This is a genomic window from Cereibacter azotoformans, assembly GCF_021391315.1.
Classification (GTDB): Bacteria; Pseudomonadota; Alphaproteobacteria; order Rhodobacterales; family Rhodobacteraceae; genus Cereibacter_A; species Cereibacter_A azotoformans.
The window spans coordinates 2,877,857-2,901,411 of the sequence record NZ_CP090021.1 but is presented as its reverse complement, the minus strand read 5'-3'; the positions used below and the strand labels follow the sequence as shown (position 1 = coordinate 2,901,411).

The window sequence follows — 23,555 nt, the reverse complement described above, 5'->3', positions numbered from 1 at the left end:
ATAGCCTTCCGCGCCCCGTCAGGCCAGAAGATGCCTCAAGAGGTCCGGCAGCTCGTCATGGTGGCTGAACAGGCCGTGATGCGGAAGGTCATGCACCGGCGCGTGGCGATAGCCCTCGGTGAACAAGGCAAAGCGCAGCCCGGCGGCCTCCGCGGTCGCCGCATCCACTTCGCTGTCGCCGACATAGAGCACGACCTCTTCCGTCAGGGCCGCCGCCGCGGCCCGCAGGGGTGCGGGATCCGGCTTGCGCTGGGGCAGGCAGTCCCCCCCCACGATGGCGTCGAAAAGGTCGAGGATGCCGAAGTTCGAGAGGATCTGGCGCGACGCCGCATAGGGCTTGTTGGTGCAGAGCGCGATGCGCCAACCCTCGGAATGAAGGTGCCTCAGCGCGGCCTCGGCGCCCGGATAGACACTGGTCAGCGCCGTCGGATCCGCTTCGTAGTGTTTCATGAAGCGATCCTGCATCTCGGCATGGCGATGTCCGTCGGGCGTCTCGCCGCGCGCGGCCAGCACCCGCTTGATCAGGACGGGCACGCCGTTGCCGATAAAGCGCGTGATCTCGGCCAGCGAAAAGGGCTCGGCGCCCTCTTCGGCCAGAGCCCGGTTGACGGCCGCATGAATGTCGGGCGCGGAATGGACGAGTGTCCCGTCCAGATCGAAAACCACACCCGGCATCAGACCACCGGCGTCAGAAGGTCGAGCCCGGCCAGCCCGCCAAGCTCGGAAAGGCAGCCGACAAGCCGATCCGCTCCGGCAAATTCCTCGTGCCGCGTGTAGAACCCCGGCGAGACGATGCAGCGCAGCCCGGCACCCTTGGCGGCGCGCAGCCCGTTCAGCGAATCCTCGATGGCCACGGCTCGCTCCGGCGTCAGCCCCAGTTCGCGCAGCGCGAGATGATAGACGTCAGGGGCCGGCTTCTTCTCGGCCACCATGTCGCCCGCGGCGATGACGTCGAACACCTCTGAGGCCGCCGTGCCAAAGCAGGCCCGGCACAGCGCCTCGACGTTGGGCAGGCTGGTCGTCGTCGCCACCGCAAGCCGGACACCCGCCCCCTTCGCCTCGGCAATGAGATCGGCAATTCCGGGGCGCAGCGCGATCTCGCCCTCGGCCATCAGCGCCACGAACCGCTCGGTCTTGGCCTTGTGGATGTCGGCGATCGGCAGCGGAGCGGGATCCCCCTTCTGCTGGCGCAGGAAGCGCGCGATCCGCTCCTTGCCGCCGGTGGTGGTCAGCAGCTCGCGGTAGTCGTCGCGGTCCCAGAACCAGTCCACCCCGATCGCGGCGAAGGTTTCGTTGAACGCCCGGCGGTGCAGCTCCTCCGTCTCGGCGAGCGTTCCATCCACATCGAAGATGATCGCCTCGATCATTTCGCCAGTGCCTCCGCCGCCCGGCGCTCGCTGTCGAGTCCGCCCCTGAAGACACGGCTTGCCCGGATGTCCGCTTCCTCGATGGTCGAGAGTGCCCGCGCATTAAGCGGCCCGGAGGCATGGGTGAAGAGGCGGTTGGCCTGCCTGAGCCGCGCGCGGTCGAGGGCGTTGCGGATCGAGCGCGCGTTGGCGAAATGCGGCTGCGCGCGCCGCAGTCCGATATAGTCCCGCAGCGCCGCCTCGGCGCCGTGCGTCATGTGATAGCTCTGGTCGTCCAGCATGTGTCCTGCGATCTCGAACAGCTCGTCGTCGGTATAGTCGGGAAACTCGATGTGGTGCGCGATGCGCGAGCGGAAGCCCGGGTTGGACTGGAAGAAATTCTCCATCCGGTCCGCGTAGCCGGCCAGGATCACCACGAGGTCGTCGCGGTTGTTCTCCATCACCTGCAGCAGGATCTCGATGGCCTCCTGTCCATAGTCGCGCTCGTTGTCGGGGCGGTAGAGGTAATAGGCTTCGTCGATGAAGAGCACGCCCCCCATGGCGCGCTTCAGCACCTCCTTGGTCTTGGGCGCGGTATGACCGATATACTGCCCCACCAGATCGTCGCGGGTGACGCTGACGAGGTGGCCCTTGCGGACATAGCCCAGCCGGTGCAGCAACCCCGCCATCTTCAGCGCGACCGTGGTCTTGCCGGTGCCCGGATTGCCGGTAAAGCTCATGTGCAGCGTCGGCGTCTCATGCGCGAGCCCCAGCTTCTGCCGCGCCCGTTCGACCAGAAGCAGCGCCGCCGTCTCGCGGATCCGGTCCTTGACGGGCTTCAGCCCGATCAGTTCGCGGTCGAGTTCCTCGAGCACCTCCTTCGCGCCCGAACCCTCATATTCGGCATGCAGGTCGATCGAGCTGGGGGCGGCTGCCGCGTCGTTCATCTCGAACTCCGGTGTGGTCGTTGCATCTGAGAGTAGCCCACGCGGGCGCGGGTCAAGGCAAGCCATTCGTCGCAGGCGGCCGCCTCTCTCCTTCATTCTGGCTCAAATATCCCGCGGGGGGACCGGGGGGCGCGAAGCCCCCCGGCCTTGCCCGTCCGCCGGTCCGTGGGAGGAGCGGCTCAGCGGACGATGCCGTGCGTATAGCGGATGGACCGGCCGTCCACCTCGGTGCGGTCCATGCGGATGGTCGGCTCGACCTTCGGGCGGTTGACGATGAAGCTCATCGTCACGGTCTCGAAGCCGCGGGTGGAGTCGAAGGCGTTGATGCGGATGTAGTGGTCCGGGACAGCCTTGCGGCATTCCTCCAGCTCCATCATCACGCCCTTGGGGTCGCGCAGGTCGAACATCGGCATCCCCCACATCTCCCAGTAGGTGTTCCGGGGATGGGGCGCGTCGGTGTATTCCAGACTCACGGCCCAGCCGCGCGACAGGCAATATTCCACCTGCGCCGAGATCTGCTCGTCCGTCAGGTCCGGCAGGAACGAAAAGCAGCCCTGGGTAATGCGCATCGGGTTTCTCCTTACATCGAGACCGAGGGGGTCGGCACGAAGTCCGACGTGTCGGTGGAGGTGTAGTTGAAGGTGATGTTGCCCCAGGTATCGAGGGCGGCCTCCAGCGGCTTGCACCATTTGGCGGCGGCGCGCAGGATCTCGGGGCCTTCCACGTCGATGTTGCGGCCCTCGTTGCGGGCCAGGACCATCGCTTCCAGCGCCACGCGGTTCGCCGTCGCGCCCGCCTGGATACCCATCGGGTGCCCGATGGTGCCGCCGCCGAACTGCAGCACCACATCATCGCCAAAGAGGCTCAGCAGCTGGTGCATCTGCCCCGCGTGGATGCCGCCCGAAGCGACCGGCATGACCTTCTTCAGATCCGCCCAGTCCTGCTCGAAGAAGAGGCCGCGCTGCAGGTCCACCGTGTTGAACGGCTCGCGGCAGACGTTGTAGTAGCCCTGAACGGTCGGCGGATCGCCCTCCAGCTTGCCCACGGCGGTGCCGCAATGCAGGTGGTCCACGCCCGCCAGCCGCAGCCACTTGGCGATCACGCGGAAGCTGATCCCGTGGTTCTTCTGCCGGGTGTAGGTGCCGTGGCCCGCGCGGTGCATGTGCAGGATCATGTCGTTCTGCCGGCACCACTCCGAGATCGACTGGATCGCGGTATAGCCGATGATCAGGTCCACCATCACGATGACCGAGCCCAGCGACTTGGCGAACTCGGCCCGGCGGTACATTTCCTCCATCGTGCCGGCGGTGATGTTGAGGTAGTGGCCCTTCACCTCGCCGGTCTGGGCCGAGGCGAGGTTTACCGCCTCCATCACATAGAGGAAGCGGTCGCGCCAATGCATGAAGGGCTGCGAGTTGATGTTCTCGTCGTCCTTCATGAAGTCGAGGCCACCCTTCAGCCCCTCATAGACCACGCGGCCGTAGTTCTTGCCCGACAGGCCGAGCTTCGGCTTCGTCGTGGCGCCGAGCAAGGGCTTGCCGAACTTGTCCAGCCGCTCACGTTCCACGATGATGCCGGTCGGCGGGCCCTTGTAGGTCTTCACATAGGCGACGGGGAAGCGCATGTCCTCGAGCCGCGCGGCCTTGAGCGGCTTGAAGCTGAAGACGTTGCCGATGATCGAGGCCGTCAGGTTGGCGATCGAGCCTTCCTCGAACAGGATCAGGTCGTAGGCGACGTAGCAGAAATACTGCCCCGGCGTGCCGGGCACGGGTTCGACCTTGTAGGCCTTGGCGCGGTAGCTGTCGCAGGCGGTCAGCCGGTCGGTCCAGACCACGGTCCAGGTCGCGGTCGAGCTTTCGCCCGCCACCGCGGCCGCGGCCTCGATCGGGTCCACCCCCTCCTGCGGCGTGATGCGGAACAGCGCCAGCACGTCGGTGTCCTTGGGCTGATAGTCCCCGTCCCAATAGCCCATCTGGGCATATTTCAGGACGCCCGCCTTGTAGCGTTCCTTGCCCTTGATCTCGGTGTTCTTGGTGTCCATTTCACTCCCTCCCTTCACGCGGCCTTGGCGGTCTGCACCGCCGGATCGAGCGCGCCGCTCGCGTAGCGCTTCGCCATATCATCCATCGGGATGACGGTGATCTTCGAGGCATTGCCCGCCGTGCCGAACCGCTCGAGACGGTCGCGGACGAGGGTCTCCATCTCCTTCATCGCCGGGATGAGGAACTTGCGCGGGTCGAACTCCTTCGGGTTCTCCATCGCCACTTTCCGGAACTGGCCGGTCAGCGCCATCCGGCAGTCGGTGTCGATGTTGACCTTGCGCACGCCGTGACGGATGCCGCGCTCGATCTCCTCCACCGGGACGCCGTAGGTCTGGGGCATCTCGCCGCCGTAGCGGTTGATCAGGTCCTGCAGCTCCTGCGGCACCGAGGAGGAGCCGTGCATCACCAGATGCGTGCCGGGCAGGCGCTTGTGGATCTCCTCGATCACGCTCATGGCGAGAATCTCGCCATCCGGCTTGCGGCTGAACTTGTAGGCGCCGTGGCTGGTGCCCATCGCGATCGCCAGCGCATCGACCTTCGTCGTCTGCACGAAATCGACCGCCTGATCCGGGTCGGTCAGCATCTGGCTGTGGTCGAGCTTGCCCTCGGCGCCCGAGCCGTCCTCGGCCTCGGCCTCGCCCTTTTCAAGGCTGCCGAGCACGCCCAGCTCGCCCTCGACCGAGGCGCCGACCCAGTGGGCGCAGTCGGTGACGCGGCGGGTGATGTCCACGTTGTAGTCGTAGGAGGCCACCGTCTTCATGTCGGCCTGAAGCGAGCCGTCCATCATCACCGAGGTGAAGCCGTGGCGGATCGCCGAGAGGCAGGTGGCCTCGTTGTTGCCGTGATCCTGATGCAGGCAGATCGGGATCTGCGGATACATCTCGGCCAGCGCCTCGACCATGTGGCGCAGCATGATGTCGCCGGCATAGCTGCGCGCCCCGCGGCTGGCCTGCAGGATTACGGGCGCGTCGCAGGCCGCGGCCGCCTTCAGGATCGCCAGACCCTGCTCCATGTTGTTGATGTTGAAGGCGGGCACGCCGTAGCCGCGTTCGGCGGCATGGTCGAGCAATTGTCTGAGCGTGATCAGGGCCATGGTTTCCTCCCGGGCGTCAGGTCAGTTCAGGCGTATGAAGTCGGGTCGGGTCAGGTCGGATCGCGTCCGGCCCGAGGGTGCGGGCCGGGGAAGGTCGGTCTCGGTCAGGTCAGGCCGCGGCGGTTCGGGATCGGGGGCCGCGGGGCAGGGTCAGGCCACCTTGCTTTCGCGCACGAGGCGCTCGATCAGCGGCGTGAGGATCAGTTGCATCGCCAGATCCAGCTTGTTGCCGGGCACCACGATCGAGTTCGCCCGGCTCATCCACGAGCCGTGGATCATCGAGGTCAGGTAGGGGAAGTCGATGCCGCGCGGATTGCGGAAGCGGATCACCACCACGCTCTCGTCGGCCGTGGGGATCCAGCGCGCGATGAACGGGTTCGAAGTGTCCACCACCGGCACGCGCTGGAAGTTGATGTCGGTCTGCGAGAACTGCGGCACGATGCAATGCACATAGGCGTGCATCCGGCGCAGGATCACATCCGTCACCGCCTCTGTCGTATAGCCGCGGGTGGCGCGGTCGCGGTGGATCTTCTGGATCCATTCAAGGTTGATGACCGGCACCACCCCGATCTTCAGATCGGCGAGCCCGGCGATGTTGACCTCGCTGTTGACCACCGCCCCGTGCAACCCCTCGTAGAACAGGAGGTGGCTGTCGGGATCAAGGTCGCGCCATTCGGTGAAATTGCCCGGCGCCACGCCCGTCCGGGCCGCTTCGGCATCGTCATGCACATAGGTGCGGGTGCGGCCGCGCCCCGTGTCGCCATATTCGCGTAAGACCCGTTCCAGCTCCTGCAGCTCGTTGGCTTCATAGGAGAAGTGCGAGAAGGTGGCGTCGCCCGCCGCGTAGCGGCGCTCGAGTTCGGCCTTCATGTCGGCACGGTTGAAGCGGTGGAAGGCATCGCCCTCGATCGAGACCGCCTTGACCCCTTCGCGCCGGAAGATCTGGTCGAACGTGTGCTTCACGGTCGAGGTGCCCGCGCCGGACGAGCCCGTGACCGAGATGATGGGATGTTTCTTGCTCATGGTGGTTCAGCTCCGGAACAGGCCGCGATTGCCGAAGAGGGCCGACGTCTCCTGCTCCGGCAGGTCATGGTAGGCCGTGATGCGGGCCACCTTCTCGGCCGACCCGAAGATGAAGGGCGTGCGCGCGTGAAGGCGCGCGGGCGTCTGGCCGAGGATCGGGTTCTCGCCGTCCGTGGCGCCGCCGCCCGCCTGGGTGATGACGAAGGCGATGGGCGCGCATTCGTAGAGGTAGCGCAGCCGCCCCTGTTCATAGCCCTTGCGGCCGTCGCGCGGATAGAGGAACACGCCGCCCCGCGCGAGGATGCGGTGGGTCTCGGCCACCAGCGAGGCCAGCCAGCGCATGTTGAAGTTGCGCCCGCGCGGACCTTCGGTGCCGGCCACGCAATCGTCGATGTAGGCGCGGATCGGCTTCGACCAGTGGCGGTAGTTCGAGGCGTTGATCGCGAATTCCGTCGAGGTGGGCGGCACCTTCACGGCGCGGTCCACCAGCACGAAGCTGCGGCTGCCGGGATCGAGGACATATTTCTGCGTTCCCTGGCCAAAGCTGACCATCAGGCAGACCTGCGGGCCGTAGATGATGTAGCCGCCGGCGATCAGATCGGACCCGGGCCGCAGGAAGCTTGTCTCGGCGGTGGCGGCCGCGGGCCAGATGGCGAAGATCGTGCCGACCGACAGGTTGGTGTCGATGTTGGACGAGCCGTCCAGCGGATCGATCGCCAGGGCGAGCGTGCCGGCCTCGTTCAGCGTGACGGCCTCCTCCTGCTCTTCCGAGGCGTAGAACCTGACGGCGGAACCGTCGAGCGCCGCCCGGAACGCGTCGTCGGCGATCACGTCGAGCGCCTTCTGCCCGTCGCCGTCGGTGTTGGTTCCGCAGAGGCCGGCCAGATCCTCGTCAATCCCGCCCCGGGCGATCCGGGTCGCAACCTCGATCGCGACCGAACCGAGGCGATCCATCACGTCCTGCAGGTCGGCCGGTATGGCGTCGGGATGGGTGGCAAAGGGCTTCACTTGCGTCTCCTCCACGGGTCGATCCGAAGCTTGCCTCAAGCCGGATTTTATGGAATTTAATAAGACTGAAGTAATCTTTCAGAAAAGCGAAATGGTCCGCCTCGACGCCATCACATTGAAGCAGCTTCGGGCCCTGTCTGCGGTGACGGACTGTGCCTCACTGACGGGTGGCGCCTTGCGGCTTGGGCTGACGCCTCCGGCAATCCACAGCCAGATCAAGAACTTGGAGGAGGCCTTCGGCGTGCCGCTGCTGCACCGCCCGCCCGAGGCCGGAGCTTTCACCCCGACTCTCGCGGGAATCACCGTGCTCGAGGCGGCGCAGCGGATCGAGGTCGTTCTGTCGCAGTGCTCATACCAAGTGATGGCGGTCAGCGAGGGGCGCGCGGGTCAGGTGACGCTGGGCGTGGTCTCGACCGGGCGCTACTTCGCGCCGCGGCTGGTCAAGATGCTGAGCCTCGCCTGTCCCGAGATCCGAATCGCGCTCCGGGTGGGCAATCGCGAGCAGCTGATCGACGATCTGGCGCGGCATGTGGTGGATCTGGCCATCATGGGTCGCCCGCCTCGCCAGCCCGAGGTGGCATCCGTGGCGCTGGGCATCCACCCGCATGGCATTGTGGCCCCGCCCGACCATCCGCTCGCGGGTCTGGCCGAGGTGCCGGTCCAGGATCTGCTGGCTCAGACCTTCCTTGCCCGCGAGGAGGGGTCGGGGACGAGGCTTCTGATGTCGCGCTATCTCGACCGTCTGGGCGATGGTCAGGTGGTGGACCTGATCGACATGGACTCGAACGAGACCATCAAGCAGTCGGTCATCGCGGGCCTCGGGATCGCCTTCATGTCGCTGCATGTGGTGATGGACGAGCTGCGTTTCGGCCAGCTCGTGCAGCTCGCGGCGCCGGGCCTGCCGATCGAGCGTCACTGGTTCCTTGTCCATCCCGTCGATCGTCAGCTCAGCCCGGCGGCGCAGAGGTTGCAGGAAGAGATCGCACGACTGAAGGGCGCCTACCTGCCGGGGGCGCCGGTGCAGCCCTGACGGCTCTTCAGACCCCGACGTAGCGGGCGAACTGAGGCGCGGCGGGCGTGAGATCGGCGGCGGGCAGGGTCTCTGCCACCTGCCCGGTCTCGACGAACGCCACCCGGTCAGCGAGTTCCAGGACCGCCTCGATCCGCTGTTCGACCAGCACCACCGCCACGCCCATGCCGCGCAGCGTCCGCACCGTGTCACGGATCAGCGCGATCATCGACGGCTGAAGCCCCTCGGTCGGCTCGTCGAGCAGCATCACCTTGGGCTCGAGGCAGAGCGCACGCCCGATGGCCAGCATCTGCTGCTCGCCGCCCGAGAGGGTCGAGGCGGTCTGCCCCAGACGCTCGCGCAGGCGCGGGAAGAGGTCGAGCACCCGTTCGCGCGTGCGGGCGCCGTGGCCGCGGGTCATCAGGCCGATCTCGAGGTTCTCGGCCACCGTCAGCGGGCCGAAGAGCCGGCGGCCCTGCGGCACATAGCCGATGCCGAGCCGCGGGATGCGATGCGCCGGCAGCCCGTCGAGCCGCTGCCCGTCGAGGGCGATACGGCCCGCGGTCAGCGGGATCTGCCCCATGATCGCGCGCAGCATGGTGGTCTTGCCCGCGCCATTCCGGCCCATCACGCAGGTCACTTCGCCCGCCTGTGCCGCGAACGACAGGCCGCGCAGCACCTGCACCCGGCCGTAGCCCGCATCGACACCTTCGAGGGTCAGCATCTCAGCCTCCGAGATAGGCGGCCTGCACCGCGCGGTCGGCCCGGATCCCGGCGGGCGTGCCCTGCGCCAGAACCCGGCCGTTGTTCAGCACCGTGATGCGCTCGGCAAGGTCCATCACCACCTCCATGTTGTGCTCGATCAGAAGCACCGTGACCCTGGGCACCAGCCCCCGCACCAGGGTCTTGAACCCCTCGATCTCGCCCGCAGCCAGACCTTGCGTCGGCTCGTCGAGGATCAGCAGGCGCGGCTCGAGCGCGAGGCCCATCGCGATCTCCAGGAGGCGCTGATGCCCGTAAGAGAGGGCACCCGCCATCCGGTCCGCCTCGGCCTCGAGCCCCACTCGCGCCAGCGCGGCCCCCGTCGCGGCGGCCAGATTGCGGGCGCCCGCGCGCTGCACGGCCAGCGCCACATTGTCGAAGGTCGTGAGGCGCGGAAAGACCGAGGTGATCTGGAAGGCATAGGCGATGCCGCAGCGCACCCGCGCGTGGGCGGGCAGGCGCGTGATGTCGCGCCCGTCGAAGCGGATCGTGCCCTCCTGCGCCGGGATCCGGCCGGACAGAAGCCCCACCAGCGTGGACTTGCCCGCCCCGTTCGGCCCGATCAGCGCGTGGATCTCACCGGGCGCGAGGTCGAAATCCACCCCGTCGATCGCGCGAAGGCCACCGAAATGGCGCACGAGACCACGGGCCTCGAGGAGGCTCATGGCAATCTCCGCATTGCATGGTCGCGCACGAGGCCCAGCAGGCCGCGCGGCGCAAAGAGGACAAGCAGGATCAGCACCGCGCCCACCACGAACTGCGAGGCGGTGGTGACGGACGAGGCCCAGTCGATGAGGTAGAACATCAGCGCCGTGCCCAGGAGTGGACCCAGAACGGTGCCCGCTCCGCCGAGAAGCACCCAGATCAGCGGCAGGATCGAATACTGGATCGAGGCGAACGAGCCGCCGACATAGCCGAACATCAGCCCATAGGTGGCCCCCGCCGCCCCCGAGATGAGTCCCGAGAGTGCGAGGGCGAAGAGCTTCGCGCGGAAGGTGTCATAGCCCAGCATCCGGGTGCGCTCCTCGTTCTCGCGCACCGCGACCAGCACCCGGCCGGTGCGCGAACGGGCCAGCGCGAGGCAGCCGAGCATCGCGGCCCCGAACAGCAGGAAGGCCGCGGTGTAGCGCGTCGCAGGGTCGGCGAGGTCGAAGGCCCCGATCCGCCGGGCCGCGCCCGACAGCGTGAAGCCCTCATCCCCGCCGGTGAAGCGCCCCCAGTAGAGAATGGCCAGGTGGAACGCCTGCGCGAACATGAGCGTCACGATCATGAAGGCCGGCCCCGCCGTCCTCAGCGCGAGCAGCCCCACGGCTGCGGCCAGCGCCCCTCCCGCAAGGGGCCCGGCCACCAGCGCCAGCCACGGCTGCCAGCCGCCCTGATCCACCAGAAGCCCCGTCGCATACATGCCCCCCGCAAAGAAGAGCGCGTGGCCCAGCGACAGGAGGCCGGAGTAGCCGAAGGCGATGTTGAACCCGATCGCGTAGGTCGCGAGGACCATAATCCGGGCCGCGTTGGTGTGATGGTAGGCCGGCAGCACGAACTGGAGCGCGGCCAGCACCGCCAGAACGGCCAGATGAAGGGCGATCATCCTCATGCGCGGGCACCGAACAGGCCCTGCGGGCGGAAGACCAGCACCAGCGCCACGAGAAGCGTGGCGAGGATCTTGGCCAGCGTCGGCTCGAAGAAGGTCGAGATCACCCCGTCGGACAGGCCGATCAGCAGCGCCGCGACCAGCGTGCCCCGCAGCGAGCCGAGGCCCCCGATCACCACGACGATGAAGGACAGCAGCAGCGGGTCGCCTCCCATCAGGTAATGGGCCTGCTGGATCGGCACGATCAGCACGGCGGCGATGGCCGCAAGGCCCGCGCCGAGCGCGAAGGTGGCCGCATAGACACGATCCACGTCGATGCCGAAGGCCGTCGCGGTCTCGCGGTCCACCTGCGTCGCCCGCATCACGAGGCCGATCCGGCTCCGCGACAGGAGAAGCCACAGGCCCGCCAGAACCGCGCCCGCCGCCCCGATCACGAAAAGCTTGTAGCCCGACCAGCCGAACCACGGCAGTTGCAGCCGCGCCTCGAAGGGCGGCGGAACGGGCCGCGCCTCGGGGCCATAGAGGCTGAGCGCCGCCTGTTGCAGGATGTAGAGCAGCCCGATGGTCGCGATGATCGTGGCCTCGGGCTCGTAGGCGAGGCGCTTCAGCACCAGCCCGTCGGCCAGCGCCGCAAGCCCGGCCACCAGAAGCGGGCAGGCCACCAGTGCCACGGCAAAGGCCAGGCCCGGCGGTCCCGGCACCCATTGGCTCACGAACCAGGCGGCGACCGCGCCCAGCATGAAGAACTCGCCATGGGCCACGTTCACCACCCGCATCACGCCGAAGACGAGGCTCAGCCCCGAGGCCGTCAGCGCGAGCACCGCCGCGCCGACCAGCCCCTCCATCACCGCGAGAAGCAGGAAGGGTCCGAACTCCATCCTCAGAAGGACATGGCAGTGTAGTCCACGTCGCTCTCGTAGAGGCTGTCCTCGATCGAGGTCTCGTGCACCTTCACGAGCTTGCCGCCCTCGAGCTTCGTGATGAACTGGTGCCCGAAGGCCTGATGCAGCTTCGCGTTGAAGACCTTTGCGCCCTGCGGACGCTCGCGCCCGGCGGGCATGTCGGTGAAGGCCTCGACCGCCTCGACGAAGGCCTGCCGGTCCTGCGGGCCGCGCCAGCCGCAGGCCTCCATGCCCTCCTTGATGGCGAAGAGCGTTTCCCAGACCGAGAACATGTGCCCGTAGCACGAGACATTATTCGGATCCTCGATCGCCGCGCCATTGGCATCCACGCCCACCGCGTCGCGGTAGAAGGTCTCGGCCTCGGAGGCGTCGGGCTGCAGCATCCGGCACTGGCCCTCCCAGAAGTGCGAGCCCTCGAGGAACTCGAGGCCGGGGCTCGCGATGTCCACCGCCTCGAGCGAGTCGATGAAGCCGAAGATCTCGGGCTTCGCGCCCGATCCGTAGAACTCGCCCAGTTCCTTGACGAAGGTCAGCACGGCCGGCCCGACCATGACGTGGTAGAGCACCTCGGTGTCGCGCGGGATGCGCGGGAAGTAGCGGGTGAAGCTGGTCTCGGTCGGCGGGATGGCAATCTGGGCGATCACCTCGCCGCCCTGCGCCGCCACGGCCTCGGTGAAGAAGTCGCGGTGGTCGTGGCCGAAGGCGTAGTCGGGGAAGATCATCGTCACCTTCTTGCCGAGGTTTTCCGTCACGAAGGGCGCCATCGCCGTCACCTGCGCCCGCACGTCGGTAATTCCGGGCTGCAGCGTCCAGCGGTTCAGCTTGCCCGAGGCGACATGGTAGCCCTCGGAGCAGACGAGATAGGGGATCTTCAGCTCGCCCGCGCGCGGGGCCGAGCCGATCACGACATGGCTGAAGAGCGGCCCGAAGATCAGGTCCACCCTGGCCTGCGTGGCAAGCTTTTCCACCACCTCGGCGCCGCGGCGGGGGTCCGTCGCGTCATCCTCGAACAGGATCTCGACCGGGCGCCCGGCGATCCCGCCCGCCTCGTTCACGACCTTGAGCGCGGCCAGCGCCGTCCGCTCGTACCAGCGCCCGTAGGCCGCGCCGATCCCCGTGCGGTGAAGCTGGAAGCCCAGCCGGATCGGCTCGGAGCTTTGCGCCTGCGCGTAGCGCGGCAGGGCTGCGGCCGTCAGCGCGGCGGCACCGCCGGCAAGCAGCGAGCGGCGGGTGGGATGAAGGATCGTCTCGCGAGTCATGGGCGTCTCCGCGGTGGCTGAGCCTTGGGGTTGAATTGCTGCAACGCAAAACACCGCGGGCGCCGATTGTCAAGCAAGAATGTTGCGTCAGCCGAGCAGATCGGTGGCCGGATTGCCGGTGATCTCCACATCGTCGTAATAGCGCTGCGCCTGCGCAACAGAACGGTGCAGCGAAAGCCGCATCGCCGCCTGGATCGGTGCCCCGTCCAGCGCGGCCTGCGTGAGAAATCCCGAGCGCAGGCCGTGCGGGCTGGCGTGATCGGGCGGCAGGCCGGCCAGCGCGAGCCGGTGGACGAGGATCGTCCGGATCGCATCCGGCGCGAGCCCCCGTGCCAGCGGCCGGCCCGCCTTCGAGATCGGCCGGAAGAGCGGCCCCTCCTCGGCGCCGAGCGCGAGCATCCAGCCCATCACCGCGCGCGCGGCCCGCCCCTTCAGCACCAGCCGCGGCGCGGTGCCCTTCGCCGTCGTCTTGGTCTCGAAAAGCCGCAGCCAGAGGATGCCCTGCCCGGCGAAATCGTCCGTCCCGATGTCCTCGATCCGCAGCGCGGTGATCTCGGACCGCCTGCGTCCGCCGCTGGCAAAGCCGAGCGACAGGATCGCCCGGTCGCGCAATCCGCGCATCGTGGAATCGCAGGTGGCGAGAAGCTGATCCAGCAGCGGGCGGGTGATGGGTCGCGCGCTCTTGGGCCGGCGCGGCCGGGCCGCGGCACGGCGGGCCTTGGCGCGGGCCTCCCGGACGAGGGGCGCCTCGAAGGGCGAGACGAGGTTGCGCATCCGGTGGAAGGTCTGCCAGCTCGCGATGCGCCGGTCGAGCGTGGCCGGGGCGGGGCAGTCGAGCGACCGGCGAAGCCCCGCGGCCACAAGCGCCTCGGCCACCCGGCGCCCCGGATCGTCGGCGGCCGCAAGGCCCAGATCGCGCGCATGATCGGTCACGAAGCGGAGGGCGACCGCCTCGCTCTCGGGCCAGACCAGCGGCTGGCCGAACGCCTCCTGCTTCCAGGCGGCGAGGTAGATCAGGTCCCTCTCATAGGCGCGCAGCGTGTTGGCGGGCGTGCCGCGGATGAAGAGATCCGTCAGCGCGGCCTCGTCGGCGGCCGACAGGCTCGGCACCGTGGGCGCCGGAAGGGAAGCGGGTCGCATCATGCCGCAGGCCGTGTCATCCTGGCTGCACCCTAGCTGGACGCCGGCCGCCGCGGAAGCCCCGCCGGGTCGGTCAGCGGCCCATCCCGTAGAACTCGGGGTTCGCGCGCATGTCGGTCGCGTTCGCGATCCGGTTCGACATGCCGAAGAAGGCCGCGATCGCGGCGATGTCCCAGGCATCCTCGGCATCGAAGCCGTGCGCGGCCAGCGCCTCGTGATCCTCTGGCCCCACCCGATGCGACGCCTGCGAAACCTTCATCGCGAAATCCAGCATCGCCCTCTGTCGCGGCGTGATCCGGGCCTTGCGGTAGTTGACCGCCACCTGATCGGCGACCAGCGGATCCTTGGCCCGGATGCGCAGGATCGCGCCATGGGCGATCACGCAATACTGGCAGCCGTTCGCGTTCGAGGTCGCCACCACGATCATCTCGCGCTCGGCCTTGCTGAGGTTGCCCGGCTTGTCCATCAGCGCGTCGTGATAGGCGAAGAAGGCCCGGAATTCGTCGGGCCGCCGGGCGAGCACGAGGAACACGTTCGGGACGAACCCCGATTTCTCCTGAACGGCAAGGATGCGGTCGCGGATGTCCTCGGGCAGTCCCTCGATGTCGGGAACGGGGTAGCGGCTGATCGGTTCGGCTGTCATCTGTGGTCCTCCCGGCCGGATGGTGGCACGGCTGGAACCTTGAGACGAGACCCGCTTGCGCGGGATCAAGGCGGGTGACGCCGCGTCGGGGCAGAGAGGGGCCATGAAACAGAGCGATATTCCCGACGAGCGGCTTCCGATTGCCGCGCTGCCGATCCGGCCCGACGCGCCCATCGACCGGCTTCTGGCGTGGGTGGTGGCCGACCTTCAGGCCGAGGGGCTGCGCATCGCGGGCTTTCGGCAATGCGACGGGGTGCGGCTCGAGGATCTGATCACCGGCGCCTCCTACCCGATCACCCAGAGCCTCGGCCCCGGCTCGAGCAGCTGCCGGCTGGACCCGCAGGGGCTGGCCGTCGCCGCCGCGGCCGCCCTCGCGGCGCTGGAGGAGGGGCCGGACCTCCTCCTGATCCCGCGCTTCGGCAAGGCCGAGATGGAGGGCGAGGGGATGCGGGCGGTCATCGCGCGCGCCTGCGAGCGGGATGTGCCCGTGCTCGTCGCCGTCCGATCCAGCGCCGAGCCCGCCTGGCAGGCGTTTGCCGGCGGCCTCTCGCACTGGCTGCCCGTCGAGCGGGAGGCGGTGACGGGCTGGTGCCGTACCGCCTGCGCAGAGCGCGCCTGAGGTCAGATGTCGAACCTGACCCCCTGGGCCAGCGGCAGCGCCGACGACCAGTTGATCGTGTTCGTCTGCCGCCGCATGTAGCCGCGCCAGGCGTCCGACCCGCTCTCGCGCCCGCCGCCCGTTTCCTTCTCGCCGCCGAAGGCCCCGCCGATCTCGGCGCCCGAAGGGCCGATGTTCACGTTGGCGATCCCGCAGTCGGACCCTGCCGCCGAGACGAAGGCCTCGGCCTCGCGCAGGTTCAGCGTGAAGATGCAGGAGGACAGGCCCTGCGGCACGGCGTTCTGCAGCGCGATGGCCTCATCCAGCGTCTCGTAGCCCATGATATAAAGGATGGGCGCAAAGGTTTCCTCGCAGACGACGCCGGTCTGGGCGGGCATCTCGACCAGCGCGGGCTGGATGTAGGCGCCCCCCGGCACACCCTCGACCACCTGGCCGCCGTGGACGGTGCCGCCTTCGGCCCGCGCCCGGTCGAGCGCCGCCACCATCCGGTCGCGCGAGGCCGTGTCGATCAGCGGGCCGACGAGGGTTCCCTCCGCGCGCGGATCGCCGATCCTCAGCGAGCCGTAGGCCTTGACCAGCCGCCCCACCAGCTCGTCGCGCACCGAATGGTGCACGATCAGCCGCCGGAGCGAGGTGCAGCGTTGCCCGGCCGTGCCCACCGCCGAGAAGACGATGGCGCGCACCGCCATGTCGAGATCGGCCGAGGGCGCCACGATCATCGCGTTGTTGCCGCCCAGCTCGAGGATCGGGCGGCCGAAGCGGGCCGCCACCCTGGGCCCGACGATCCGTCCCATCCGGGTCGAGCCGGTGGCCGAGACGATCGGGATCGCGCTCGACGCCACGAGCGTCTCGCCGATCTCTGGGCCCCCGATCGCCAGCTGCACCAGCCCCTCGGGCGCATCCCCGAAGCGCGCCAAGGCCCGCCCGAGGATCTTCATCGAGGCGATGGCGGTCAGCGGCGTCTTTTCCGACGGCTTCCAGATCACCGGGTTGCCGCAGACGAGCGCCAGCGCCGCGTTCCACGACCAGACGGCGACCGGGAAGTTGAAGGCCGAGATGACCGCGCAGGGCCCCATCGGGTGCCACGTCTCCATCATCCGGTGGCCCGGCCGCTCGGAGGCGATCGTCAGGCCATAGAGCTGCCGCGACAGGCCCACGGCAAAGTCGCAGATGTCGATCATCTCCTGCACCTCGCCAAGGCCCTCCGAGGTGATCTTGCCCGCCTCGAGCGTGACGAGGGCGCCGAGGTCGGCCTTGGCCGCCCGCAGCTCCTCGCCCAGCAGGCGCACCAACTCGCCGCGACGGGGGGCGGGCACCTCGCGCCAGACGCGGAACGCCTCCTGCGCCCTGAGGATCATGCCCTCCATCGCGGCGGGATCGGTGGTGCGGACGCGGCCGATCTCGGCTCCGTCGATGGGGGACCGGACGGACAGGCTCCCTCCCGTTGCGTCATCCGCGATGCCGAGGGCGTTGAACAGATCTGTCATGTGGGTCCTCCTGTGACGAGCCCGCGCTGGTCCTCGCGCCCCATTGCGATGAGGAGAGGGCTCTCGGTCTGCCGGGTCTGGAAATCCTTGCGGTCCTTCATCCCGCGCCAATCGGCGAGGATCAAGCTCTGGGCGACGGCGCCGCCCAATGTCGTGCCGGGGCCGAGCACCACGAAGGCGTCGGGCGCGAACTCGTGGGCAGCCACCGTGATGGCGCGGGTGAAGTCGTAGGGCTCCGTGACCTGATGGCCGAGCGTGTAGCCGCGCAACGCGGCCACGTCGGTGGCCTTGGGCCACCAGACCGCGCCGCGCCCGTCGATCAGCGGCCGTCCGGGCTGTCGGAACAGGCTCTCGGGCAGCGCCGCCTGCCCGCGCGCGGCGACCGGCGCCTGAAGGGCGGTGTGGAAGGCCGCGTGATTGGCCAGCCGCATCGGGAAACGGCCCTGCTCGGGCGGCACCTCGGCCTCGAAATCGGCAAGGCCCTCCGCATTGCCCGCCAGCACGAGCATCCCTCCGAGCGCGATGGAGAGGCCGAGGATGCGCCCCGGGCGGGCGTCGATCTCGGCCACCTTCTCCAGCAGTTGCGCGCGGCGGGCGGGATCCGGCCGCCAGTCCTCGCCCATCGCCGGATGGACGATCTGGCCGCCGATCAGCGCCTCCTGCATCAGAGCGCCCATCGTGTTGACGACGTGGAAGCCATCCTCGGCCGAGAGTGCGCCACCGCAGGCCAGCGCCGTGTACCAGCCCATCGAGTTGCCGGTGACGGCCACCACCTCGACGCCCGCCAGTGACAGGAAGTCCGCGTAGCTCGCGGCGTAGATCAGCGCCGAGGCGTTGTCGCCCCTCGTGTGCCGCGCCACGGAATAGCTGGCGGCCCCGTCGAGATCGGCCAGCGTCTCCTGGCCCTCGGCCCGGCGCCGGGCGTCGAACCGGGCGAAGAGCGCAGCCTTGTCGGGATGGAGCCGGCCGAGCGAGCCCAGTTCGGCCTTGGTGTAGGTGCCGCGGCCGGGGCAGACGACGACGACCCTCATGTCCGCACCAGCGCAAGCGCGGCTTCGGCGATGCCGGCGGCCGAGGGCAGGGTGGCGGCATAGGCGGGGCCGGTGGCGATGAAACTGTCCTCGGCGGTGACGCGGGCGATGCGGGTGCGGCCCGCCTCGGCCAAGGCCGTCATCAGCGCCTCGGCCGGGCCGCCGGCCGAGCGGCGGCATTCGTCCACCACGAGGACGGCGCGGCAGTCGCGCGTGGCCTCGAGCATCGCCTCGAGCGGCAGGGGCGCCAGCCAGCGCAGATCGAGGATCCGTGCGGCCACTCCATTTTCGCGAAGCGTGAAATTCGCCTGCTGCGACAGATACATGCCGTTGCCGAAGGTCACGATGGCCAGATCCTGACCCTCGCCGTGGCACCCGATCTCACCAAAGGGGATGCGCCGCGACCGGTCGGGATAGGTCCGCATCCAGCCCCCGTCCTTCTCCTCCGTCAGATCGCGCATCGGATAGAGGGCGATGGGTTCCAGGAAGACCACCAGCCGCTGCTCCTCGCGCGCGAGCCGCACGCATTCGCGCAGCATCATCGCGGCCTCGGCCCCGTCCGAGGGGCAGGCGAGGATCAGCCCCGGAATGTCGCGCAGGACGGCGATGGAATTGTCATTGTGGAAATGGCCGCCGAAGCCTTTCTGGTAGCCGAGCCCCGCGATCCTGAGGACCATCGGGTTGGTGTATTGTCCGTTCGAGAAGAAGGGCAGGGTGGCCGCCTCGCCGCGGATCTGGTCCTCGGCGTTGTGGAGATAGGCGAGGAACTGGATCTCGGGGATGGGCAGGAAGCCGTTGTGGGCCATGCCGATCCCGAGGCCGAGGATCGACTGTTCGTCGAGCAGCGTGTCGATCACCCGATCGCAGCCGAAGCGGGTCTGGAGCTTCTGGGTCACGCCATAGACCCCGCCCTTGCGGCCCACATCCTCGCCCATCAGCACGATTTCGGGGTGCGCGAGCATGAGGTCGGTAAGCGCCCAGTTGATGAGGCGGCTCATCGGCTGCGGCTCGGCCATCGCCTTGAGGTCGGCGCCGAAGGCCGCGGCGCGGGCCCCGGACGAGGGGCCGTTGGTGGGCGCGCAGGGCCGCGGCGGGGGGATCAGGCTCGCCATCACGTCAGCGGCCGTCTTCAGGCGCGGCCGGGTGACGGCCTCGGCGGCCACACGGTCCACCCGCTCCTGCGTCTCGAGATAGATCGCGAGCGCCTCGTCGGGGGTCAGCGCACCCGCGTCCGCCATCAGCCGGACGGAGTGCAGGAGCGGATCGTTGGCCTCCTCGGCCTCGACCTCCTCGCGGCTCAGGTAGGTGGTGGGCAGGTCCGCCCCGGCGTGGCCATAGAGGCGGACGGTTCTGAGGTGCAGGAAGGCGGGCTTGCGGCGGCTGCGGACATAGTCCGCGGCCTCGGCCGCCACGGCGTAGGTCTCTGTAATGTCAAGCCCGTCGGCGCGGAAATAGCGCAGGCCGGGGCGGGCGCGGAAGCTCGCCTCGATCCAGCCGCGAGGGGTCTTGGTCGAGATGCCGATGCCGTTGTCCTCGCAGACGAAGAGGAGCGGCAGCGGCACCGACTGGAAGGCGGTCCAGCCCGCGGTGTTGAAGGCGCCTTGCGCGGTGGAATGGTTGGCCGAGGCGTCGCCGAAGCTCGCCATCACCAGCGCATCCACGGGCAGCGAGCGGTGTTCCGGCGGGCGGCGCCGCGCGAGGCCCAGCGAGTAGGCGGCGCCCACCGCTTTCGGCAGGTGGCTTGCGATGGTCGAGGTCTGGGGCGGAATGGCGAGCGCCTTCGAGCCCAGCACCTTGTGGCGCCCGCCCGAGATCGGATCCTCGGAGGAGGAGGCGAAGGACAGGAGCATGTCCCGGGCGATGCTCTGGCCGAGCTGCGCCGCGCGGGCGATCTGGAAGGCCGCGTCACGGTAATGCAGGAACGCCATGTCGGAGGGACGCAGCGCATGGGCTACGGCCGCCATCCCCTCGTGCCCCGAGGAGCCGATCGTGTAGAAGCCCTGCCCCGCCTTCTGCATCGCCCGGCTGGTCCGGTCGAGCGCGCGTGACAGGCACTGGCTGCGAAAGAGCGCCACCATCTCGTGCGGCGCGAGGCCCGGTGTGGGTGGGGCGCCCGCCGGCAGGTCGCGGGCCTTCACGCGGGACAGGAAATTCTCGTGGACGATCAGGGAGCGGGGCATGGGGCCTTTCCGTCCGGCGGAGGCTTTGGGGAACGGTCGGAGCCTCCGGCGGGGATATTTGTGCCAGAATGAACGTCAGAAGAAGGCTTGCAGCCCGGTGATCGCGCGGCCGAGGATGAGGGCATGGACGTCGTGCGTGCCCTCGTAGGTGTTGACCGTCTCGAGGTTGGCCATGTGGCGCATGACGTGGAAATCTTCCTGGATGCCATTGCCGCCGTGCATGTCGCGGGCGTGGCGCGCGGCCTCGAGCGCCTTGCCGCAGTTGTTGCGCTTGACGATGGAGATCATTTCGGGCGCGGCGTTGGCCTCGTCCAGCAGCCGGCCAACGCGGAGGCTGGCCTGCGCGCCCAGCGAGATGTCGGTCATCATGTTGGCGAGCTTGAGCTGGTAGAGCTGGGTCCGGGCCAGCGGGCGGCCGAATTGCTTGCGGTCGAGCCCATACTGGCGCGCGGCGTGGAGACAGGCCTCGGCCGCGCCGAGCACACCCCAGCTGATGCCGTAGCGGGCGCGGTTGAGGCAGCCGAACGGACCCTTGAGCCCCTCGACGCCGGGCAGGAGCGCCTCCTCGCCGACCTCCACGCTGTCCATCACGATCTCGCCGGTGATCGAGGCGCGCAAGGAGAGCTTTCCGCCGATCTTCGGCGCCGAGAGGCCCTTCATCCCCTTCTCGAGCACGAAGCCGCGGATCTTGCCGCCGTGTGCCTCGGACTTGGCCCAGACGACGAAGACATCGGCGATGGGTGCGTTCGAGATCCACATCTTCGAGCCGTTCAGGACATAGCCCGTGGCGGTCTTGCGGGCCGTGGTCTTCATGCCGGCCGGGTCGGAGCCCGCGTCGGGTTCGGTCAGGCCGAAGCAGCCGATGAGCGCGCCCGTCGCGAGACCGGGCAGGTAGCGGCGGCGCTGTTCCTCGGAGCCGTAGGCGTAGATCGGATACATCACGAGCGAGGATTGCACCGACATCATCGAGCGGTAGCCCGAATCCACCCGCTCGATCTCGCGCGCGATGAGGCCGTAGGAGACGTAGGAGGCGCCGAGACCGCCGTATTCCTCGGGCACGGTGGCGCCGAGCAGGCCCATCTCGCCCATCTCGCGGAAGATGGCGGGATCGGTCTCTTCCTCGCGGTAGGCGGCGGTCACGCGGGGCATCAGCCGCTCCTGCGCGTAGGCGCGGGCGCCGTCGCGGAGCATCCGCTCTTCTTCCGAAAGCTGAAGCTCCATGCGGAAGGGGTCCTCCCAGTCGAAGCGGCCGAGATCGGGGGCATCCTTGGCCTTCAGGTCCTTCATGGTGTCCTCCGGGGATATGCGGTTTGCGGGCAGATACCGCTTCATGCCGGCCAAGGATAACGCTAATTTCGCCGGAGTTCATGCAGGGAGTGCATCAAGTGGCTTTCGCGCGGCGCTACCTGCCCCCGGTGGGGCAGCTTGCGGCCTTCGAGGCGGTGACGCGGACAGGCTCGACGGCGGCGGCCGCGCGCGAGCTCGATCTGACGCAGGGCACGGTGAGCCGGCTGGTGCAGGGGCTCGAGGAGCAGCTGGGCGTGGCGCTTTTCCAGCGGCAGCGGAAGCGGCTGAAGCCCACGCAGGCGGCGCTGGCCTATGCGGCCGAGGTGCGGCGTGCGCTCGACATTCTCGGGCGGGCCTCGCTGCGGCTCGCTTCCGACCCGGACGGCGGGGTGCTGTCGCTGGCGATCCTGCCGACCTTCGGGACGCACTGGCTGGCTCCGCGTCTGCCGGGGTTTCTGAGGGCCCATCCGGGGGTGACGATCAACCTCGCCACCCGGCTGAAGCCGTTCGAGTTCGAGGGCGAGGAGTTCGACGCGGCGATCCACTTCGGCAGCCCGACCTGGCCGAGGGCCGGGCACATGCGGCTCTTTGGCGAGGGGGTGGTGGCGGTCGCGGCGCCGGAGTTCCTTGCCGCGCATCCGGTGGCGGGCGCCGCGGACCTGCTGGCGCTGCCGCTGCTCACGCTCGAGACGCGGCCGCGGGGATGGACGGGGTGGTTTGCGCACCATGGGGTGACGGCGGCGGTGCCGCGGGGGATGGTGTTCGACCAGTTCGCCACCATGATGCAGGCGGCGATCCACGGGATCGGCGTGGCGCTTCTGCCGGAGTTTCTCGCAGGGCCCGCCTTGGCCGAGGGGGTGCTGGCACCGGCCTTCGGTGGGGCGGTCGAGGGGCGACACGCCTACTGGCTGGTCTGGCCCGAGGACCGCGGCGACCACCCGCCGCTTGCCGCCTTCCGCGACTGGCTCAGGGTCGAGACGGAAGGTCTCGCCTGACGCCGGCGCGCCAGATCGCGGTGGGGTGCAGGTCGGGTGTGAGGAGCACGAGGTCGGCGGGCGTGCCGGGCGCGATGCGGCCGAGATCGGGGCGACCGATCGCACGGGCCGGGGCCGAAGTCGCCATGGCCAGCGCGCGCTCGGCCGGGGCGCCGAAGCGCACGAGGTTGCGGATCGCGGCGGGCAGCGTCAGGTCGGCGCCGGCGAGCGTGCCGGAGGCGAGCGTGAGCTGGCCGTCGCGGCGGAGGATGCGCCGGCCGTTGAGTTCGAACTCGTCGAGGTCGGTGCCCGCCACCGCCATGCAGTCCGAGACGAGGAAGAGCCCCTCGGGCTTGGCGGCAAGCGCGATGCGGATCACCTCGGGGGCGACATGGCGGCCGTCGGCAATGAGGCCCGTGGACACCGCAGAGGTGAGGGCCGCCCCCGGCAGGCCGGGCTCGCGATGACCGAGGGCGCTCATGGCATTGAACAGATGGGTGACGCAGGCGGCGCCCGCGGCGAAGGCGGCGCGGGCCTCGGCCATCGTGCAGTCGGTATGTCCGAGGCTCACGACGATGCCCGCCGCGGCGAGGGCCGCGATCTGCCGCGTGCTGGCCGCAGCCGGCGAGAGGGTCAGCATGAGCCGGGGCAGGGCTCGGGCGGCGGAGAGGTAGAGGGCGAGGTCCGCCTCTTGCATCGGGCGGATGAGGCTGCCGTCGTGCGCGCCCTTCCGTGCAGGATCGAGGTGCGGCCCCTCCAGATGGAGGCCAAGGAGGCCGGGCGTGCCGGCTGCGCCCCGTGCGGCCTCGATCACGCGCGCAACGGCTTCGGGCCGGTCGGTGATGAGGGTGGGAAGGACATGAAGGACGCCCAGAGCCTCCTGGCTGTCGCAGATCCGGGCGAAGGTTGCGGGCGTTGCCGTGCCGTCCAGCGTGACGCCACCGCTGCCATTCACCTGAAGGTCGATCAGGCCGGGGGCGAGGATGCCCTCGATCTCCTCGACCGTCCCTACCGTCGCCGCGCCGGGCGGAAGGATCTCGGCCACCTGGCCGTCGCGCAGCACGAGCGCGCCCTCGCGGAAGGAGAACCCGTCGAAGATCCTGGCGCCGCGGAGGATCAGGGGCATGGGGTTCCCTTCCGAAATCAGGAGTGGCGCGCGCGGCCGGCTTTGACGTTCGCTTGACGCCTCGATCACGCGCAGGGGCTAAGGAT

At 69.0% G+C, this 23,555-nt stretch carries 23 protein-coding genes; 3 read left to right on the top strand and 20 right to left on the bottom strand.

Annotation, left to right across the window (positions count from 1 at the left end):
• Positions 1 to 18: 18 nt before the first annotated feature.
• From gph to LV780_RS14465, 8 genes are all read right to left on the bottom strand, one after another.
• Entirely contained in the window at positions 19 to 675 is a 657-nt protein-coding gene (gene gph, locus LV780_RS14500; RefSeq protein WP_108220876.1) for a phosphoglycolate phosphatase, read from the bottom strand.
• Positions 675 to 1,367 (bottom strand): HAD family hydrolase, encoded by a 693-nt coding sequence (locus LV780_RS14495; RefSeq protein WP_011909657.1) that lies wholly within the window; start codon positions 1,365 to 1,367, stop codon positions 675 to 677. The genes gph and LV780_RS14495 overlap by 1 nt, the downstream gene beginning before the upstream one ends.
• Positions 1,364 to 2,293, bottom strand: a complete 930-nt coding sequence (gene cbbX, locus LV780_RS14490) for a CbbX protein (protein ID WP_108220877.1) — start codon at positions 2,291 to 2,293, stop codon at positions 1,364 to 1,366. Before cbbX ends, LV780_RS14495 begins: the two co-directional genes overlap by 4 nt.
• A 179-nt stretch (positions 2,294 to 2,472) precedes the next feature.
• Complete coding sequence (locus LV780_RS14485; protein WP_108220878.1) at positions 2,473 to 2,862, bottom strand: ribulose bisphosphate carboxylase small subunit; 390 nt, start codon at positions 2,860 to 2,862, stop codon at positions 2,473 to 2,475.
• Between the two features lie 11 nt (positions 2,863 to 2,873).
• The gene (locus LV780_RS14480; RefSeq protein WP_011909660.1) at positions 2,874 to 4,334 is read right to left on the bottom strand and encodes a form I ribulose bisphosphate carboxylase large subunit; all 1,461 of its coding nucleotides are present in this window, start codon (positions 4,332 to 4,334) and stop codon (positions 2,874 to 2,876) included.
• A 14-nt stretch (positions 4,335 to 4,348) separates the two neighbouring features.
• Positions 4,349 to 5,428 carry a class II fructose-bisphosphate aldolase gene (fba, locus tag LV780_RS14475; RefSeq protein WP_117345040.1) on the bottom strand — a complete coding sequence of 360 codons (1,080 nt, stop codon included), beginning with the start codon at positions 5,426 to 5,428 and terminating at the stop codon, positions 4,349 to 4,351.
• 150 nt (positions 5,429 to 5,578) lie between these two features.
• A complete protein-coding gene (locus LV780_RS14470; protein WP_011909662.1) occupies positions 5,579 to 6,451 on the bottom strand; it encodes a phosphoribulokinase in 873 nt (290 codons plus the stop codon).
• A gap of 6 nt (positions 6,452 to 6,457) precedes the next feature.
• A complete protein-coding gene (locus LV780_RS14465) occupies positions 6,458 to 7,459 on the bottom strand; it encodes a class 1 fructose-bisphosphatase (protein WP_108220880.1) in 1,002 nt (333 codons plus the stop codon).
• 91 nt (positions 7,460 to 7,550) lie between these two features.
• Here LV780_RS14465 and cbbR point away from each other — a divergent pair, with 91 nt between their 5' ends.
• Positions 7,551 to 8,489, top strand: coding sequence for a LysR family regulator CbbR (cbbR, locus tag LV780_RS14460; RefSeq protein WP_108220881.1), 939 nt, complete (start codon positions 7,551 to 7,553; stop codon positions 8,487 to 8,489).
• A gap of 7 nt (positions 8,490 to 8,496) precedes the next feature.
• Here cbbR and LV780_RS14455 read toward each other — a convergent pair whose 3' ends face one another.
• From LV780_RS14455 to LV780_RS14425, 7 genes are all read right to left on the bottom strand, one after another.
• Positions 8,497 to 9,192: an ABC transporter ATP-binding protein gene (locus LV780_RS14455; protein WP_108220882.1), complete on the bottom strand. Its 696-nt coding sequence runs from the start codon at positions 9,190 to 9,192 to the stop codon at positions 8,497 to 8,499.
• Between the two features lies 1 nt (position 9,193).
• The gene (locus LV780_RS14450; RefSeq protein ID WP_108220883.1) at positions 9,194 to 9,895 is read right to left on the bottom strand and encodes an ABC transporter ATP-binding protein; all 702 of its coding nucleotides are present in this window, start codon (positions 9,893 to 9,895) and stop codon (positions 9,194 to 9,196) included.
• On the bottom strand, positions 9,892 to 10,824 hold the full coding sequence (locus LV780_RS14445) for a branched-chain amino acid ABC transporter permease (protein WP_011909667.1): 933 nt from the start codon (positions 10,822 to 10,824) through the stop codon (positions 9,892 to 9,894). The genes LV780_RS14450 and LV780_RS14445 overlap by 4 nt, the downstream gene beginning before the upstream one ends.
• Positions 10,821 to 11,699 (bottom strand): branched-chain amino acid ABC transporter permease, encoded by an 879-nt coding sequence (locus LV780_RS14440; RefSeq protein WP_108220884.1) that lies wholly within the window; start codon positions 11,697 to 11,699, stop codon positions 10,821 to 10,823. The genes LV780_RS14445 and LV780_RS14440 overlap by 4 nt, the downstream gene beginning before the upstream one ends.
• 2 nt (positions 11,700 to 11,701) lie before the next feature.
• A complete protein-coding gene (locus LV780_RS14435) occupies positions 11,702 to 12,982 on the bottom strand; it encodes an ABC transporter substrate-binding protein (protein ID WP_108220885.1) in 1,281 nt (426 codons plus the stop codon).
• 87 nt (positions 12,983 to 13,069) lie between these two features.
• The gene (locus LV780_RS14430; RefSeq protein WP_233863853.1) at positions 13,070 to 14,125 is read right to left on the bottom strand and encodes a tyrosine-type recombinase/integrase; all 1,056 of its coding nucleotides are present in this window, start codon (positions 14,123 to 14,125) and stop codon (positions 13,070 to 13,072) included.
• A 70-nt stretch (positions 14,126 to 14,195) separates the two neighbouring features.
• A complete protein-coding gene (locus LV780_RS14425) occupies positions 14,196 to 14,765 on the bottom strand; it encodes a peroxidase-related enzyme (protein WP_011909671.1) in 570 nt (189 codons plus the stop codon).
• Between the two features lie 103 nt (positions 14,766 to 14,868).
• Here LV780_RS14425 and LV780_RS14420 point away from each other — a divergent pair, with 103 nt between their 5' ends.
• Positions 14,869 to 15,384 (top strand): DUF2478 domain-containing protein, encoded by a 516-nt coding sequence (locus LV780_RS14420; RefSeq protein WP_108220886.1) that lies wholly within the window; start codon positions 14,869 to 14,871, stop codon positions 15,382 to 15,384.
• 2 nt (positions 15,385 to 15,386) lie between these two features.
• Here LV780_RS14420 and amaB read toward each other — a convergent pair whose 3' ends face one another.
• From amaB to LV780_RS14400, 4 genes are all read right to left on the bottom strand, one after another.
• Positions 15,387 to 16,871 carry an L-piperidine-6-carboxylate dehydrogenase gene (gene amaB / locus LV780_RS14415; protein WP_108220887.1) on the bottom strand — a complete coding sequence of 495 codons (1,485 nt, stop codon included), beginning with the start codon at positions 16,869 to 16,871 and terminating at the stop codon, positions 15,387 to 15,389.
• A complete protein-coding gene (locus tag LV780_RS14410; RefSeq protein WP_108220888.1) occupies positions 16,868 to 17,902 on the bottom strand; it encodes an acyl carrier protein in 1,035 nt (344 codons plus the stop codon). The genes amaB and LV780_RS14410 overlap by 4 nt, the downstream gene beginning before the upstream one ends.
• Positions 17,899 to 20,082 (bottom strand): dehydrogenase E1 component subunit alpha/beta, encoded by a 2,184-nt coding sequence (locus LV780_RS14405; RefSeq protein ID WP_108220889.1) that lies wholly within the window; start codon positions 20,080 to 20,082, stop codon positions 17,899 to 17,901. Before LV780_RS14405 ends, LV780_RS14410 begins: the two co-directional genes overlap by 4 nt.
• A gap of 75 nt (positions 20,083 to 20,157) precedes the next feature.
• A complete protein-coding gene (locus tag LV780_RS14400) occupies positions 20,158 to 21,369 on the bottom strand; it encodes an acyl-CoA dehydrogenase (RefSeq protein WP_108220890.1) in 1,212 nt (403 codons plus the stop codon).
• A gap of 80 nt (positions 21,370 to 21,449) precedes the next feature.
• Between LV780_RS14400 and LV780_RS14395 the strand changes: the two genes are divergently transcribed.
• Positions 21,450 to 22,364, top strand: coding sequence for a LysR family transcriptional regulator (locus LV780_RS14395; protein ID WP_108220891.1), 915 nt, complete (start codon positions 21,450 to 21,452; stop codon positions 22,362 to 22,364).
• On the opposite strand, the gene nagA is transcribed toward LV780_RS14395, so the two are convergent.
• Positions 22,336 to 23,469: an N-acetylglucosamine-6-phosphate deacetylase gene (nagA, locus tag LV780_RS14390; protein ID WP_108220892.1), complete on the bottom strand. Its 1,134-nt coding sequence runs from the start codon at positions 23,467 to 23,469 to the stop codon at positions 22,336 to 22,338. The two genes, LV780_RS14395 and nagA, sit on opposite strands and share 29 nt — an antisense overlap.
• Positions 23,470 to 23,555: the final 86 nt, after the last annotated feature.

What these genes read in the sequence shown, in the direction of transcription:
- gph (WP_108220876.1), bottom strand. Translation starts at nt 675, where the DNA reads ATGCCGGGTGTGGTTTTCGATCTGGACGGGACACTCGTCCATTCCGCG.
- LV780_RS14495 (WP_011909657.1), bottom strand. Translation starts at nt 1,367, where the DNA reads ATGATCGAGGCGATCATCTTCGATGTGGATGGAACGCTCGCCGAGACG.
- cbbX (WP_108220877.1), bottom strand. Translation starts at nt 2,293, where the DNA reads ATGAACGACGCGGCAGCCGCCCCCAGCTCGATCGACCTGCATGCCGAA.
- LV780_RS14485 (WP_108220878.1), bottom strand. Translation starts at nt 2,862, where the DNA reads ATGCGCATTACCCAGGGCTGCTTTTCGTTCCTGCCGGACCTGACGGAC.
- LV780_RS14480 (WP_011909660.1), bottom strand. Translation starts at nt 4,334, where the DNA reads ATGGACACCAAGAACACCGAGATCAAGGGCAAGGAACGCTACAAGGCG.
- fba (WP_117345040.1), bottom strand. Translation starts at nt 5,428, where the DNA reads ATGGCCCTGATCACGCTCAGACAATTGCTCGACCATGCCGCCGAACGC.
- LV780_RS14470 (WP_011909662.1), bottom strand. Translation starts at nt 6,451, where the DNA reads ATGAGCAAGAAACATCCCATCATCTCGGTCACGGGCTCGTCCGGCGCG.
- cbbR (WP_108220881.1), top strand. Translation starts at nt 7,551, where the DNA reads ATGGTCCGCCTCGACGCCATCACATTGAAGCAGCTTCGGGCCCTGTCT.
- LV780_RS14455 (WP_108220882.1), bottom strand. Translation starts at nt 9,192, where the DNA reads ATGCTGACCCTCGAAGGTGTCGATGCGGGCTACGGCCGGGTGCAGGTG.
- LV780_RS14450 (WP_108220883.1), bottom strand. Translation starts at nt 9,895, where the DNA reads ATGAGCCTCCTCGAGGCCCGTGGTCTCGTGCGCCATTTCGGTGGCCTT.
- LV780_RS14445 (WP_011909667.1), bottom strand. Translation starts at nt 10,824, where the DNA reads ATGAGGATGATCGCCCTTCATCTGGCCGTTCTGGCGGTGCTGGCCGCG.
- LV780_RS14440 (WP_108220884.1), bottom strand. Translation starts at nt 11,699, where the DNA reads ATGGAGTTCGGACCCTTCCTGCTTCTCGCGGTGATGGAGGGGCTGGTC.
- LV780_RS14435 (WP_108220885.1), bottom strand. Translation starts at nt 12,982, where the DNA reads ATGACTCGCGAGACGATCCTTCATCCCACCCGCCGCTCGCTGCTTGCC.
- LV780_RS14430 (WP_233863853.1), bottom strand. Translation starts at nt 14,125, where the DNA reads ATGATGCGACCCGCTTCCCTTCCGGCGCCCACGGTGCCGAGCCTGTCG.
- LV780_RS14425 (WP_011909671.1), bottom strand. Translation starts at nt 14,765, where the DNA reads ATGACAGCCGAACCGATCAGCCGCTACCCCGTTCCCGACATCGAGGGA.
- LV780_RS14420 (WP_108220886.1), top strand. Translation starts at nt 14,869, where the DNA reads ATGAAACAGAGCGATATTCCCGACGAGCGGCTTCCGATTGCCGCGCTG.
- amaB (WP_108220887.1), bottom strand. Translation starts at nt 16,871, where the DNA reads ATGACAGATCTGTTCAACGCCCTCGGCATCGCGGATGACGCAACGGGA.
- LV780_RS14410 (WP_108220888.1), bottom strand. Translation starts at nt 17,902, where the DNA reads ATGAGGGTCGTCGTCGTCTGCCCCGGCCGCGGCACCTACACCAAGGCC.
- LV780_RS14405 (WP_108220889.1), bottom strand. Translation starts at nt 20,082, where the DNA reads ATGCCCCGCTCCCTGATCGTCCACGAGAATTTCCTGTCCCGCGTGAAG.
- LV780_RS14400 (WP_108220890.1), bottom strand. Translation starts at nt 21,369, where the DNA reads ATGAAGGACCTGAAGGCCAAGGATGCCCCCGATCTCGGCCGCTTCGAC.
- LV780_RS14395 (WP_108220891.1), top strand. Translation starts at nt 21,450, where the DNA reads ATGCAGGGAGTGCATCAAGTGGCTTTCGCGCGGCGCTACCTGCCCCCG.
- nagA (WP_108220892.1), bottom strand. Translation starts at nt 23,469, where the DNA reads ATGCCCCTGATCCTCCGCGGCGCCAGGATCTTCGACGGGTTCTCCTTC.